Genomic DNA, 15,530 nt, shown 5'->3' with positions numbered 1-15,530 from the left:
ATAAGAATTAATATTTTAAAAAAGATAAAGTTTGTTCCAAGGGCGAGACTTTTACTCAAAAGCTTTAGCAGTAATCATTGCTTCTAAACTTTGAGTAGTTGAATAATAATAATCAGTGGGAGTGGTTGTTAATTCTACATTTTGAGGAGTCATTAAAAATCTAACTAGATCGCCGGGACAACGAGCAATAGCAACCCCCTGTTTTTCCATCATGTCTGCCAATTCAAGCTGATGTTCATCTATATGCTCGCCAAAACGACAAGAACGAGGCACTAAAATAAAAGATTTATTCATTTTTGCTAATAAATCAATTGTTCCTTCTCCGCAATGAGCAATAATTAAGCGTGCTTCCTCAACATAATTTTTAAATTTTTCGGAAGGGACAATTGAATAATTTTTAACCCCTGTGGGAATAAAAGTACACGAACCGCATTGAATAATAATTTCTTCTTGCTCAATATTAATGAAATCTTCTTGAATGAGATGATTGATCCATTTCATCAAACGATCAAAAGGGAATTTTTCGGTTCCTACTGTAACTAAAATCATTTTTTTACTCCTAATCTTGGTAGCGAATTGTCCCTATCGGGGAATACACAGAAAAATTTTTTTCTGTAACAATTGTAACAATAATCACTTAATTACACTGTGATCTAGATCACTAATTATTTGTGATTTCTGGAAAGTAATAAAAAGCAAAAACGCGAGAAGAAAGAAGAACTGGATAAAAAGTAAGACGAGATAGAAGAAAATGTCGTATCAATGTGATGATCAAATTAAGTTTGTATTTTCTAGAAAAATTCGCCCAAATTTATTAATTTTAAGCTTCTTTGTAGCTCCCTAGGTCGAGTTATTTTTGTAAATCTTGTTCCTGAACAGGAGTCAGGAAAGGGCGACAGACCTCGCCTCGACCTCGCTTCTTGCCGGTAGCATCACTAGCGAATACCGAAAGAATACGGTTGGAGGTAATCGTAAATTGGCTCCAAGTTAAACGCGCGAGTGCTATTGGGTGGCGTATCAAAGTGAAAATTATTTCAAAGCCCCGTACTTTGGGGGATGAGGCTGTAGTATCTAGATTTTTGGCAAATAAGCCGTCACGAAGTGGTGCTACGCGCTCGTATAAACTGGTCTGTTTCAAGATCGAGAGTATAAGCCAACCTAACCAATTTCTTGTTTTTGATTAATCAATTGCCAAAACTTCAGGTTTCAAAATGGACTAGGTTTAAGATTTGGTCAAAGCAAATCTCTTAGGACAAACATATCACAAAGCTTTACTTTGGATAACGAACTCATCAATAAATTCTCAAAGTATAAAATGTAGAGCGTTTACACCCGCCCTATAAAAAAGAAGGGAATGGGGCATAGTACAGCCGAGGCTCAAGAGGAAATTCAGCGTTTCGAAGAATTGTTCACTTTATTAGAAGATGTCGGAAGCATCCATCGGGAATGGAAAAGACTGGTCAATACTTATAATGTCGTGGGAGCGAAAGTTTACGACACTCGTTTAGTGGCTGCCATGCTTGTTCACAAGTTAACCCAGGTACTCACCTTTGATCGAGATTTTAGCCCCTACAAAGGGATTACTGTTGTCCGTCCCTCAGACGTAAATCTCAAAAAGTAGATTTAATCAAGGATATTAACAATATAAAAGATTTATGAAACAATATCAGAGGTTTATGAATCGGTTTTGCCAGCTACTTGAGTAACAACCTTTCGAGTCGCTTCTGCACCAAATCCCCATGCCAATAGAGCGAAATAATCTCCCCAACCGTTGGCTCCAAACGTTGATTTAGTCCAATACAGTTGATTAAATCCTCCCCCCGCTAATACTATGAAAGAGATCAGGTAACTAGACAGGTAAAACAGCCTTAAACGACCGTTTGCCGTTTGCCATAAACTGGCAACTGCTTGCCAAATTGGGAAAATTCCGAACACTTCTTGAGGTTTTGCACCTTTTACCGATGGAGGTTGAAGCACCAAACCCAATTCAATATTTCCATCAACACTTTTAAATGTTTCAGCAGCATTAGCTCCTAACTCTCTGACTTTTTCAATACTTGTATTGATTTCATCTTCTAATTTTTGTGCTTCGTCATCTTGTGAAGGAAGTAAAATCTGGGAGCGCTGTGTTAAATCATCTGCTTTGTCTTCCCACTCATAGCGTTGTTCACCTTCCAAAACAGCAATCAAACCTTTGAGTTTCTCTAACTGCAATTTCAGCCGAATATAGCGATTAAGTTGTTTGGAGAGTTCATCAAAGCGTTGCTTTAATTTATCAGGTGTTGAGAGATCGGGACTATTCTGTAATGTCTGTTCTAAATCCCGATTTATCTCCTGAACATAGAGAGCAGATGAATTTTTAAGATCATTTTGCTCAAGACGTTGGCGGAGGCTGTCATAGTAGCGAAACTGAATCAGCCAGTTGGGACGTTGCTCAAGCCACTTGTTCCAAACTGCTTTTGCCTTATCGAGTTCTGTTTGGGCTAGGACAAATTGTTTACCATCTTGGGCTTGTTTAGCAATGGTCAAATACATAGCCGCTCGTGACCAGAAGGATCGCGCTTCTGCCTTATCTGAGTCGATTTGGGTAGAAATATTCTTAAGAGAAAGTGTAACCTCATCACTTAATTTGCCTTCACTACTGTAAGCCGATACGGCCATACTGATCGCTATACCGACCAACAGTGTCATTAAAGGCAACAGCCAAGGATCTTTGACCCTGACAATCAATGGAATTGACTTTTCCCCTCCAGTGTAAGTGAGTAAAATTTCTCCTGTAAATTCTCCACTAGGAGCAGACTGAAGATTTAATCTAAGTGGAAAACTGGTTAATTCATTGACACTGATTTGAGTGGGCGGGGTAGTAATTTCAATGGCCGCTGATGGGAGAACGACGCTATTATCTGCACTGAAGGCATCTAAGGCAATCGCTTTCACATCATTGATCTCTTCACTGGTGCGAACTGCGATCGTGCGGGTGATCGTTTCTCCTCTTGTCCCATTGATTGTAACTGTTTTTGGGCTGACGACTATCTCGGCTTGAGCAAAGACAGGAGATTCAAGCAAGATTAAGATTGTCAAAGTTAAAAACAGAATATTAAAAATCCCCGCACGACAAAATCTCATACTTAAGATAGATTTGGAAGTAGTATAAATATTATATTTATTCCCTTTAATAATGAGCGAACTCTTTACTCAAGGTCATGCCTGTATTATCGGCGTTGGTGGGGATTTGCCCAACACAATCGATGATGCTATCGGTCTTGCCAATATTCTCCAAGATCCAGAACGCTGTGCTTACCCACCAGAGCAGGTACGCTTGTTGACGAAGGAACAGGCAAAACGAGATGAGATGTTAACGGCATTAGAGCAATTAGCCCAATCTACTACGCCTGATTCTACAGTTATTATCTATTTTTCCGGGCATGGGTATCAGGTCGCAAGCCCGATAGGAAAACCTTATTACTTAATGCCTTTTGGGTATGACCAGACCAAACTCGATGAAACGGCAATTAGCGGTGTAGAGTTTACCGCCAAACTACGGGCAATTCCAGCTAAAAAGCTATTGGTTTTGCTCGATTGCTGTCATGCGGGTGGATTAGGAGATACTCAAAGTTTGGGGTATCAAGCCGAAAAAGCACCCTTGCCACCGCAAGCTCAATCTCTATTTAATGAAGGCAAAGGAAGAGTGATAATTGCCTCCTCTCAGGCGGATGAAAAATCTTTGGCAGGAAGACCTTACAGTGCGTTCACGTTAGCTTTGATTGAATCATTGGCAGGAAAAGGAGTTTCGCAACAGGATGGTTATGTAAGGGTAGCAGATTTGGCCCTTTATGCTCGTGAGGTAGTTCCTCGACGAACACGCGATCGCCAGCATCCTATTCTACACTTTGAACAAGCGGACAATTTTATTTTGGCCTACTATGCGGGTGGGGAAGCAGAACCAAAAGGTCTACCATTTGAGGGAGAACCAGAAATTGAGTCTGAACCGTGTGAATTCAACCGTCAAATTATTAACCATACAGAAATTTTGGCATCGGGCGATAATGCAGTTGCGGCTCAAAATGCTCAAGGTGCTAGGCTCGTCACGGGAAATAGCAACGTTGTTGGTGATAACAATGTTGTACAAAAAAACGTAAGGCAGAAAGGCAAGTACAACATTAATTTGGGTAGTGCCCAAAATCTAACTACTGACAGGATTAACCGTGATCAAGAATAGGGCATAAGAGAACTATGTCAAAACAATTAGAGGCACTCAAAGCAATTCTTGAGGAAAAATTGCAAAACGAAGCCGAAATCGCGGCACTCATCGCTAAATTTACAATCGCTTCTGCAAAAGGTTCCGTTGCGATTGAAGGAGACGCTACAGAAGCGGTCATTATTACTGGAAATAAAAACATTGTTGGAAACAATAATCGCGTTGTCATCAATCAAAATACCGATCCAGAAACATTAGTTAAAAAACTACACGACTTATTACAAACAAACGATATTCATCAAAATACTCAGGGGGGCGATGCAGCCGCAAGAGATATTAATAAATCTAATACTTATGAAAATTGTACATTTATTCAATTGCTGGCTAAAGACAGTAATTTAAAAAATATTTCTCAAGATTCATTAAAGGATTTAGATTTTTCAAGTATTCCTCAAGAAAGTATTCAACAAGCCTATCAAGATGCTTTACCTCCCGATGCGGGAGTGTGGGATTTAAAGGGAAATAATCTTACCCAAATTTTACAAAATCTTGAGGAATTTAGAAGATTATCTAATTTTTTAAATCGGTTAAGTCAAGATGAAAACGTTCCTCAAGAAATCCGTAGTACATTGATTGCGTTAGCTGAAGGATTAGCATCAAAAAAGCCTCAAAACGATAATAATGCTAAACTGAATGCAAATTTTTCTTCTCACAAAGAAGGACAACTTGAATCTTATTTAATTGTTACTATCGAGCGTTGTGATGATGATAATGAACAATTTATCCTAAATGCTTGGTTAATTAAAGATGACTCAGCACCAGCAAATGACATTTCTAAATATAGCTCATTACTTGAGCGAGATGAACAACAAGTAGGAACCTTATGTAAATTTAATGACATCCCCAAAAAAATCAACAAATTTTTGAAGACAAGCCTTAAATATCTTAGGGGAAAACAATATCAGCTAATTATTGAGGTATTTTTACCGATTGATTTGATAGGGACAGAGATAGATCGCTGGAAAATTTCTGATCCAATAGTGGAAGACATAACTTTGGGGATTAAGTATCCCATTCGATTGCGATCGCTAGAACGTTTAAATCTTGAATATTTAGACTATTATTTATCGGATTGGTATAATTATTGGAATAAGGTTAAAACCGTTTTACATAATGAATTGGTTCAAGAATTATTTGAACATCTTGAAGAGATGGAAACTTTTAATTGGAAGTTGTTGAGAAATAGTTTAAAAGAAAAGATCGGACTTAAAGTTACTTGCGCTCCCCCAAAAGCAAAAAATAAGGATTTATTTAAAGCTATTTTAACCGCAACAACACCTATTGCTATTTGGCCAAGATATGATATCCCTAATTTTGAGCAGGTGGCAGAAATAGATAAAATATTAAGTTTGAAACCCTTATGTCATTTATGTGAATCAGTTAGAGAACTTAGGCAGCAAGCTGACGCTCAAACTGAACCTCATTTAGGCTTTCATTTAGCCCTGCTTTGGGAAGATCCTAATCGTCTTACCCCTAATGTCATGCTTGAATTAACACCACCTGGACAATAACAAGGAGTTTAGATTAATAATATGACTGATTGGAAAATTTTTAAAGGTAATAGCGAACCCCATGATGATATTAATCGTCTTCCTGAACCTCCTAGTTGGCGTAAGTTTATTGGAACAGATGATGTAATAATTCAAGAAATTGAAGAACGCTGGCAAAATTTTTGTCAAGGATTAGAGGAGAATACAAGAGATCAACAAAGGGGTCAAAGTTTTCGGATTCATACTGATAAAAGTAATGATATAAATACTCTTATTAATATGGTCAATGCAGCCCTGTATTTAAGACGACCTTTATTAGTAACAGGAAAACCGGGCACAGGTAAAACCTCTTTGGCTTATGCTGTAGCTTATGAACTAAAACTAGGCGCTGTATTACCCTGGTATATTACTGCTCGTTCAACCTTACAAGAAGGATTATATCGTTATGATGCGATCGCCCGTCTGCAAGATGTGCAAATAGGTGATACAAGTAAGGATATTGGTCGCTACATTCAACTAGGCCCATTAGGTACAGCCCTTCTTCCTTCCCGTCGTCCTCGCGTGTTGCTAATTGATGAAATAGACAAAAGTGATATTAATTTACCTAATGATTTACTCAATCTGTTTGAAGAAGGCGAATTTGAAATTCCAGAATTATCACGTATTTCCAAAGAAGTTAATCAGGTAGAAGTTCGCACTTATGATGGAATGGATGTACCGATTAAAGAAGGTAAAGTGCGCTCTTTAAATTTCCCTTTTATTTTGTTAACTAATAACGGTGAGCGAGATTTTCCGCCAGCTTTTCTGAGACGTTGTTTAAGATTAAATATGCCTTATGAACCTGATGCAACCGCTTTGAAAGACATTGTTAAAGCACATTTAGGCAGTGATGTGGTAACACAAGATGAGGAAAAAATTAATCAATTAATTGAAAAATTTAGAACATTGCGAAAAAGTGGGGATATAGCAACGGATCAACTGCTGAATGCTATTTATATAGTCACTCGCCAGTTTAAACCGGAACCAGCAGAAGCAGAAGACCTGATTGAAGTATTGTTAAAATACTTAACCAGTGTGGAGGACAGATGATTGATCAGTTAATTACTGCATTGAGTAAAGAAATAGAAATGTCAGCCGAAGAAATAGCTGATACAATTTGGCTGGCACTTCAAATGCAGGAATTTCATGCTGAGTCAGTCTCTTCTGGCTTATCCCGGAAAACCGAAAAAGAAAGAGGGAATAAAAACGAGAAAATTAAACCAGAGCAGGAAACATCACAAAAACCTGAACCAAAATCTTCAGATTTAGAAGAAACATCAATTCAGCCATCAAAAGAACAAAAAGCGGGTCTTTACCCCCAAAGTCGACAAGAAAACTCAAACTCTTCGGATTTATCCTTTAAAGTTCCTGATGCTCTTTCTTTACGTGAACCTTTAAATTTAGCACGGGCGTTAAAACCCTTCTGGTAGTGAATTTTGTCTAACCTGTGGAGTGGCATTAAATCCATCTTCCATCCCAGAAAACCATGTCTCTGATTTAACTATCTCTTGTTCTGCTTGTGGTTATGATAAGAACACTATTGGTAGCGAATATTGTGATGCCTGCGGGTCTGAGTTAACTATCACTTGTCCTGCTTGTCTCATTGACAACCCTTCTGGTAGTGAATTTTGTCTAACCTGTGGAGCGGAATTAAATTCATCTTCTTTCCAATATCCTTTATATTTACCTATTAACTATCTGCTTAAACAAGGTCAATATAAAATTGAAGCAGTTATTGGCCAAGGTGGATTTACAATTGCTTATAAGGCAATTAATTTATACAATCAGAGAAAAGTTTTTATAAAGGAATTGTTACCTGAACGTTCAGTGCGTACAAACTCAAAAATTCTTTGGCCGCCATTTATCTCTAATCAAAAATCTAACTTAGTTAGAACTTTTCTAGATGAAGCAAAATTTATCTCAAGATGTATTCATCCTAATATTGTTAGAATATATGATTGGTTTGAGGAAAATAATACTGCTTATATTATTATGAGTTTCATTCAGGGAAAATCCCTTTATACAATCCTTGCAGAAGAAGGACCATTATCAACGACTAAACTTAGACATTATTTTAGTCAAATTGCTGAAGCATTAAAAGTTGTACATTCTGAAAATATTCTTCATAGAGATGTTAAACCTGACAATATTATTGTTGATGAAAATGACAGACCCATTTTGATAGATTTTGGTGCTGCTCGGGAATATGCTGCCGGAATAACCCAAAAAATGACTGTAATTTTAACTCCTGGATATGCACCTCTTGAACAATATGCTTTAACCGCTAAGAGAAGCCCAAGTTCAGATATCTATTCTTTATGTGCATCAATGTATGAGTTAGCAACTGGACAAATGCCCGTTGCTGCAACAGATAGAGTGTTATCAGATACACTCATTCCACCAAGACAGCTAGTACCTAATATAGAGCCAGATATTGAGCAACTTATTTTAAAAGGAATGCAAATCAAAGTAGCAGATCGATATCAAAATATGGATGAATTTATCAATGCTCTGAATTCATTGCATCCATTTAATCCTAGTCAAGTTAGTCAAGAAACTATATCACCAACGCAATTACAAACAATCAATGTATTATCGCCAAATGATGTAAAGATCGAATCAGACACTAAGAATTATCGCTCATTTTCCCCTCTATCTGCTCGATTTAGCTTAATAGGAGATCGTAATGTCGGCAAAACCACATACTTAGCTGCTCTTGCTAATCTGCAAAATACCAGTTCTTCCATAATTCAAAGTGTTGTACCTGTGAACTCAGATGGATATTCTTTAATTGATTTAGCACAAAATATCATAGCTCAAGGTTTATTACTAGAACCAACCAGATTCAATAATATTGATGAAATGAATCATTATTCTCTAAGCATAAGAGTATTTTTAAAAAAACAATTTTCATGGAAAAATCTCTTAAATATTTTCCTATCAAATACTAATTTTGAATTAAATATCCTTTGTAAAGATTATGCTGGAGAGTTTTTTTCTGGATTTATTGATAGACGAGAATATAATTCTTTAATATTTCAAGATTATATAGCAGATATACTAGACTCCCAAAGTTTAATATTGTTTATTGACAGTCAATCTCGACAAGATGAAAAAGACGCCAGAACAATTTATGAGTTTTTCAAATCTATAGACACAATGCACAAAGGTTTATTAAAAAAAATTGCTGTTATTCTAGCTAAATCTGATCTATTAAAAATACAACTTAATAAATATGCTCCTGATGAAATAGTGTCATCTCGTTTTCCACAAATCTATAAACAATTACAAACATGGAAAAACCGAGGAAATCAGGTAGAATATTTTTATTCATCTGCTTTTGGCTTTTTGGATCAACATTTTTATGAACCCAACTCAGTTATACTTAGCCGTAGTGAATATGGTGTTACTTCTATAATAAAAGACCCTGCCCGATGGAAACCTTTTGGATTAGTTTCTCCTATATATTGGTTATGTACGGGTAAAAGATACAAAGAATTAGATTTTGAATGAAGTCACTTCAATCGTGACTTCAGTGTCAACTTTTTGGGTTTTTGTGGAGTATGCTTCGCGTCACATAGTATTGGAAATAGAACTTTGAGACAAAGAATTGCTCCATCTTGCTAGAGAAGAATCTTGAATTTCTTCGGGGGTGCTGGCAACGACATCCAAAAAGAAACAAGTTCGGGTAGCTTAGTGTTTACATCAAATGCTTGCCCGACTCGCACTTTTGAACGACAAACCTTTTCTCTCTAATTTCTCTTACACCATTGACTGTAAAAAAGTCACATAGTTAATTATTCCGTATTGTCCAAGCTCCAACTTATAAGAAAATATTTTCTTTAAATCTGAACTTTTTGTATAATCAAGAAAAATTCATAAAATCATGGAAATTATATTTTTAAGCCTCATCTAATGGGTAATTATTACTGACCTATCTTATCTATCTTTAGATAGAGATTAGACTAATAATTTAATCAATAAAAGTTAATATTTTTACTCAATAATATCTAAATTAGTAATAGTAACTAAAGCCTAAGTTCAATAATTTTTTAAACTTAATTTCTCACTTTTTCCAAAAAAAACCAATTAAATGAAAGTAGAATGAAGTTGCAAGACTCCAATTCTTGCAGTACCATCGTTCTATAAACCAGAGAAGAGAGGAATACTAACGCCGGGTTCAGTGATTGCAGCACTTACTACCGACGATTTCCCCCCACATCTGACACGACCAGACATGGAGAGCAAATACCATGCTAACAAGAAACGAGTTTGTTCCTAAACCGCAGAGTTCTGATGCTAATCAAGATACGTATCTCTGTACCAAGTATGCCCTCGAAATTAAGCCGCCCTCATTAAGTCCGCGTGAATTCTGCCGGAAAATGTTCGGTCTAGACGGCTTGCCCGAAGTGGAAATCTTGAGGGCCGAGATGCAACAGGGTTATCGAAAACAGTGTATAGCACTGTTTGTACGAGTATTGGGAGTCAAGCGTCAGACCATTTTCAACTGGGGTAAGGGTATCGACTTTAACGATATGCCCCCTATCCATCAGCGATTCTTAGGAATTTGCTATGAACGATATGAATTGATGGCGGAAGTCAAGAGATTGCGTCGTTTCAGTGCCTAGCGGCTATTGTGATTGGGGTTATTGGCAACCGACTCTTACTTTCTGTAGCGAGATGAAAGAGAGAGTAACGCCAACACCCCAATTAGAATGCCACGAAACCTAGGAACTTCTTGCAATCCTACCTTTTACGGACTTTTGCCAGCAATCAGCAATAAGTAGCGGTACGGCTTCCCTTATTTCCCGCAAGCTGTTCTCGCTACGTTAGAGCCTAGTATCTATTTTTAGATGTAAAGCTCTAGCTGCGTTCGGGCATTTCTGTAGTAGGGAATCAGGACAGTTCCTTCGGAGAAAAATTTAGGAGGAACAAAATGGTTACTGCCTCAGTTCAAAACGTAGTTCAAACCGAACTCTTCCCAATAGAAGATTCAATTTATCCTCTTTTCTTGGAATTTATCCCCTTTAATGAGCGAGTCCTGCCGGAATGGGAATATCGTCTCGTTCACGGTGAAACGGGACTTCAAATTCCAGGGCAGTTCACGAAAGCACAAGCCGAACTCATAGAAAAAGTTACTCGGCAATGGGATTGGACTGTTGACAAGAAGAATAAACCCGCCTGTGCCGCTCAATTGCTCCAGTTCCTAGAACAACTTTGCGCCCCTTCTTGTAAAAACCAGGAGGGACAGATATGAGTTGGAAACGATTTTATAAAAGAGATTGCCCAGTTTGTGGTGGTACTCGTAACGATTGTCGCCAGAATACAATAACCGAACTGGTTCACTGTCGAGAACTCGATGCGGCTCCAGGTGACTATGTTTTTCGCGGCTTTGACGGTCTAGGCTTCGGAATGTGGACAGACAAAGCGAGTGCGGAAGCTTGGACAGAAGAAAAGCGACGCGAATGGCAAGAAATGAGAAGACAACAACGGGAGCGAAAACAAATACGATTGAGCCGCCTTCTTACTGATGCCGAACGAGATATCGCTATTCACTCTATCCTTAGCCAGCTAGAACTAAGTGAAGAACATCGCCACCAACTGCAAGAACGAGGTATGACCGATGAGCAAATCGAGGCGGGACTCTACCGCTCGGTTAAGCAATGGCAGCAACTTGAAACCGAAGTGGATGACAATTTAGCGGGAGTGTTGCGGGGCGGCAAAAAGCTTTATGTTCCCGTTTCAGGGATTCTTTGCCCTATAGCCAACGAGCAAGGTCAGTTAGTGGGCTGGCAGATTCGTCTGGATAACTCCCTTGATGAATTCCCCAAATACCTCTGGGCATCATCGGAAAAGAAACGGCGAAACGATGGCCCATCTGTCCACTTGAAAAACGGCGAGTTACCCTTAGCGTTTTTCGCGCCTTCCACTGAACCCCATGAAGTTATCAGTAAATGGTTTAAAAAGCAAAAAGAAGACAAAACCATCATCCCAGTAGCCCTAACCGAAGGAGTAGCATTCAAACCGTCCATTACTTGTGAGCGGCTTGGAATATACACTATAGGCGCTTCTGGTGGTAACTTCGCTTCTAGCCCCGAAACCCTTAAAACTTACCTGGAAAGCATAAAAGAGCAAATAGAAGCGCAAAGAGAAGAAAGTAACAGCAATCTCAACAATATCGCCCTCCAACCCATTCTATTTGCCGATGCAGGTTGTCTTGTAAACGAGAACATCATCAAAATTTACAGCAACACCATCGGCTATCTCGAAACACTCGGTTTTGAAGCAAAAATCGCTTGGTGGGGTCAACGGGATAAGGATAACGGTGACATAGATGAGATTGATGGGGAAACTTTAGCTTCTATTCGCTTGCTCTCAACGCAGGAATTCTTCTCTCTGGTTAAAAAAACGCAGCGCGACCTCAAAGTCAAAGCCGTTCAGCGCCAATTACAAAGCCTCACCTACGAACCGAACATCCGCTTAAGAAGCCGCTACTTACCTGACTTAGCCGCTCTAATTCCCAAGGAGGGTATTGTAGCCCTGAAGTCTCCTAAAGGTACTGGTAAGAGCGTCCAGATTCAAAAGATTATCGAATCCTGCCAAAATGGGGGCATGAAAATTATTTCTCTCACTCCCAGACGGGCATTAGGACGAGAGCAGAGTCTTAAGTGGGGTATTACATGGGGTGGCGATCAAATTTCTGGTCTAGACCGTGTAACCTTGTTGGAGAACATGGAAAGCTTGGGAATTTGTTGGGATAGCGTCTGGAAGCTCCTAGAAAGGGATTGGAGCCATAGCCTAGTCATCATCGACGAGTCAGAACTGGCACTGATTCACCTGCTGCTGAGTTCGACTTGTAAGGACAAACGTCCTCTCATCCTGCGAGTTTTGGAGAATAAAATACGGGAATCTCTAGCCAACGGGGGAATGCTTCTGATTGCTGATGCCGACATGAGTGACCTTTCCATCAATTATTTTAAGGCTTTGGTTCCCGAAGCTCCCGTTTTCGTTGTAACCAACGAGTATGTAGGCAAGGAAACTCAATGGTCAATAGAATTTCATACGGGTAAGAAAGATACTGCGATCGCTCAATTAATTGCCGATTTAGCCAGACCCGTAATCGATAATGGAGTCGAAAGACAGCGAAAAATCGCCATTCCCACCGATTCTCAAGACCAAGCCGAAGCTTTAGAGCGTTTTATTCGAGAATGCTACCCCCACCTGATTGTTGTTCGTATTGACAGCAGCACCACAGAAACCGACGAAGGAAGGAGTTTTGTCGAGCGTCCCAACGATAAACTGCTAGAAATAAAACCAGATGTCCTCATTTACACTTCCTCGATGGGGGCAGGAGTTTCCATTGATATGTCTTGGTTTGACCTCATGTATGCTTTTTTTACTGGTGTTCTCGAACCAAGTCAATGCCGCCAAATGCTCAGTCGGGTAAGAGAAAATATCCCTCGAATTATTTGGTGTCGTAGTCGTGGAAAAGTCGAAGGTAATAACTCTTTTTTACCTGAAGAGATTAAGGAGCATTTATTTACTTTCCATCGGGAGACAAGCATCCTGATTGATGTGGCTAAAGCGATCGCACCTGATAACCCCACTGATTGGCAAATTCGACAAGCTTACGATGCTATCTGGAACCCGCAAACCCAAACTTGGGACAATCCTCACGTTAACCTCTACTGTAGCTTGATAGCCAGAAAAAATTATGGATTAGCTAACCTAGCTGCGGAGTTACACCGCCAATTGATTGAGGAAGGCCACATTATCATTAATTCTAGGGGAAATGATAAGACCGATGAGGGGTCTAGAGTTGCCGACATAAAAAAACAGCTACCAAAAGAGGAAGCGGAGGCAATTTCTGAGGCTGAGGATATTCCCCTCGATATGGCGCTCTTAATGTCCCAAAAAAACAATCCCACCAAAGAGCAAAGTCATCAGATTGCCAAAGCTCTCCTGAAGGCTGAACTTCCTGGGATAGAACTAACCAAGGAGTTTATTTACAAGGCAACTACCAAAGACCGCCGCAAGTGGCTTAATGCTCAAAAACTGTTCTGGTATTCCCAAAACCCTGATAAAACTAAAATTCTCGACCTGCGGGAGTGGCTAGATCATCTGTGGCAGTTTGTTAATGGGGCGGTCTATTTGCCCGATATACGAACTTATTCATTTCAGATTAAAGTTCTGCAAGATATTGGGCTTTTTGAGAGCATCGATCTAAAAAATCCAGATAAGGAGTATAGCGGTGATGATGAAGGCATTCAGGAAGTGCTACGACTAGCGAGAAAATTTTCCCGTAGTATAAATACTGCTTTTAATTTCAAGGTAACTCTCCAAACCAAGCCCATCCAATTTATCAACCGCTTACTCAATCGTGTAGGGCTGCATCTAAAATTTGAGCGTCAAGTAAAGGGGAGACAACGTTTTTACAGACTTGCTCTCGATAAATTCAATGATCCCGATCGCATTGCGGTTTTAGATTCTTTGAACCGGAAATGGGAGCAACTTGGGTCTGAATCTGACTCTTGGGCATCACAACGGAAGCCTGTAGAGATTAATAATACTGACGAGTCTTGTGATCCTCAAAACCTCTGCTTGGTAAACAACATTCATGAAAGCGTCGAAGCTACGGGGGAAATTTCAGCCCAAAAAACTCTGACTTCAAAACCGATTCAAGCTGCCTCTGAGTCTGATTCCTGGGGGTCACAACACTCGCCGATCAATAATAATAATAATGGCGACTGTTGTGACGCTAGACCTTTCTCCATGACCAACAATATTGATGAAACAGTTAAAGGAATAAAAGAAATTTCGGTAGAAAAAACTCCCTCACCAAAAGCGGTTCAACTTAGCTCTGGATCTAATTCCTGGGGATCACAACACTCGCTGATCAATAATAATAATAGAGGTGAGTGTTGTGAGGCTCAACCTCTCTCATTGGACAACAACATTAATGAAACAGTTGAAGCGACGGGGACAATTGCCGAACAAGAAACTTTCTCTCCAAAACGGGTTCAAGCCGTCTCTGAGTCTGATTCCTGGGGGTCACAACACTCGCTGACAATTAATAATAACAACGGCGAGTGTTGTGATGCTCAAACCGAACCGGCGACCTTTACTGAGGATTTCCCTAGGGTACATATTCCTGAAGAATATCGAGAAGGAGTGCTAGAGATAGAGCAATGGTTAAGCGATACTGTAACTGACACGCCCGAAAACTTCAAAGGGATGCTGAATGTGGCAATTGAGTATCTCAGATTAATTCCCAAAGCCAGAAAATGGCTATGGGAGCAAATGACAAGGGAGGTTAAAGTAACTATCTGGCAGCTTTTTCCAGATTATTATCAATTGCTTGCAAGATAGTAAATGCGGTTCAAGCAGTAAGCTAAATAATGCCACTATCTCTTAATAGATAGTTATTGATGCAGTTTTAATTTATATTCCAGCAAGCAAGGCGGCTTCATAACTCTTCTCGTTCTAAACTACATTAAAAAAGTTAAACAGAACCAAGCCGGTTGGGATAACAATTATCTTAGCCAAATTTTAGCCATTTAATAGTTTTTTTAGAATTGAAATTTTTTAGCTTAAGCTCAAATTAACAAAGTTTGAGCAATTTTTCTTTTGAAAAATGAAATTAAATTGGCAGAAAATCTATTAGCGAACGCGAAGCGACACTGCGTGTTCGCCAATCTTAAATCAAATCGCCAAGGACAACGTCTCAAAACAAATTTAGACAG

Annotated in this window: 12 protein-coding genes; 9 read left to right on the top strand and 3 right to left on the bottom strand. The window is 39.2% G+C overall.

The window, feature by feature from the left end; translation table 11 throughout:
- Positions 1-51: 51 nt before the first annotated feature.
- The gene (locus tag CYAN7822_RS04370) at positions 52-549 is read right to left on the bottom strand and encodes a glycosyltransferase (RefSeq protein WP_013321030.1); all 498 of its coding nucleotides are present in this window, start codon (positions 547-549) and stop codon (positions 52-54) included.
- A gap of 301 nt (positions 550-850) precedes the next feature.
- A complete protein-coding gene (locus tag CYAN7822_RS37465) occupies positions 851-1,021 on the bottom strand; it encodes a hypothetical protein (RefSeq protein WP_157871780.1) in 171 nt (56 codons plus the stop codon).
- A 333-nt stretch (positions 1,022-1,354) separates the two neighbouring features.
- Here CYAN7822_RS37465 and CYAN7822_RS04365 point away from each other — a divergent pair, with 333 nt between their 5' ends.
- The gene (locus CYAN7822_RS04365) at positions 1,355-1,621 is read left to right on the top strand and encodes a type II toxin-antitoxin system VapC family toxin (protein WP_049802499.1); all 267 of its coding nucleotides are present in this window, start codon (positions 1,355-1,357) and stop codon (positions 1,619-1,621) included.
- A 53-nt stretch (positions 1,622-1,674) separates the two neighbouring features.
- Here the strand turns inward: CYAN7822_RS04365 and CYAN7822_RS04360 are convergent, their stop codons facing one another.
- The gene (locus tag CYAN7822_RS04360) at positions 1,675-3,066 is read right to left on the bottom strand and encodes a hypothetical protein (RefSeq protein WP_157871779.1); all 1,392 of its coding nucleotides are present in this window, start codon (positions 3,064-3,066) and stop codon (positions 1,675-1,677) included.
- Positions 3,067-3,178: 112 nt separating this feature from the next.
- Between CYAN7822_RS04360 and CYAN7822_RS04355 the strand changes: the two genes are divergently transcribed.
- The 8 genes from CYAN7822_RS04355 to CYAN7822_RS04320 all read left to right on the top strand — a co-directional run bounded on the left by CYAN7822_RS04355 (position 3,179) and on the right by CYAN7822_RS04320 (position 15,156).
- Positions 3,179-4,219 (top strand): caspase family protein, encoded by a 1,041-nt coding sequence (locus tag CYAN7822_RS04355; protein WP_013321028.1) that lies wholly within the window; start codon positions 3,179-3,181, stop codon positions 4,217-4,219.
- A gap of 14 nt (positions 4,220-4,233) precedes the next feature.
- The gene (locus CYAN7822_RS04350) at positions 4,234-5,769 is read left to right on the top strand and encodes a VMAP-C domain-containing protein (protein WP_013321027.1); all 1,536 of its coding nucleotides are present in this window, start codon (positions 4,234-4,236) and stop codon (positions 5,767-5,769) included.
- 21 nt (positions 5,770-5,790) lie between these two features.
- Positions 5,791-6,837 carry an AAA family ATPase gene (locus CYAN7822_RS04345; RefSeq protein WP_013321026.1) on the top strand — a complete coding sequence of 349 codons (1,047 nt, stop codon included), beginning with the start codon at positions 5,791-5,793 and terminating at the stop codon, positions 6,835-6,837.
- Entirely contained in the window at positions 6,834-7,217 is a 384-nt protein-coding gene (locus CYAN7822_RS04340) for a hypothetical protein (RefSeq protein ID WP_013321025.1), read from the top strand. The genes CYAN7822_RS04345 and CYAN7822_RS04340 overlap by 4 nt, the downstream gene beginning before the upstream one ends.
- Before the next feature lie 22 nt (positions 7,218-7,239).
- Positions 7,240-9,300, top strand: a complete 2,061-nt coding sequence (locus CYAN7822_RS34420) for a serine/threonine-protein kinase (RefSeq protein ID WP_013321024.1) — start codon at positions 7,240-7,242, stop codon at positions 9,298-9,300.
- An 869-nt stretch (positions 9,301-10,169) separates the two neighbouring features.
- On the top strand, positions 10,170-10,415 hold the full coding sequence (locus tag CYAN7822_RS04330; protein WP_245602688.1) for a hypothetical protein: 246 nt from the start codon (positions 10,170-10,172) through the stop codon (positions 10,413-10,415).
- A gap of 308 nt (positions 10,416-10,723) precedes the next feature.
- Complete coding sequence (locus tag CYAN7822_RS04325) at positions 10,724-11,044, top strand: hypothetical protein (protein WP_013321022.1); 321 nt, start codon at positions 10,724-10,726, stop codon at positions 11,042-11,044.
- Positions 11,041-15,156: a plasmid replication protein, CyRepA1 family gene (locus CYAN7822_RS04320; RefSeq protein WP_013321021.1), complete on the top strand. Its 4,116-nt coding sequence runs from the start codon at positions 11,041-11,043 to the stop codon at positions 15,154-15,156. The genes CYAN7822_RS04325 and CYAN7822_RS04320 overlap by 4 nt, the downstream gene beginning before the upstream one ends.
- Positions 15,157-15,530: the final 374 nt, after the last annotated feature.

The sequence above is a fragment of the Gloeothece verrucosa PCC 7822 genome, assembly GCF_000147335.1.
GTDB classification, from domain to species: Bacteria; Cyanobacteriota; Cyanobacteriia; order Cyanobacteriales; family Microcystaceae; genus Gloeothece; species Gloeothece verrucosa.
This window is presented reverse-complemented; position numbering and strand designations above follow the sequence as displayed.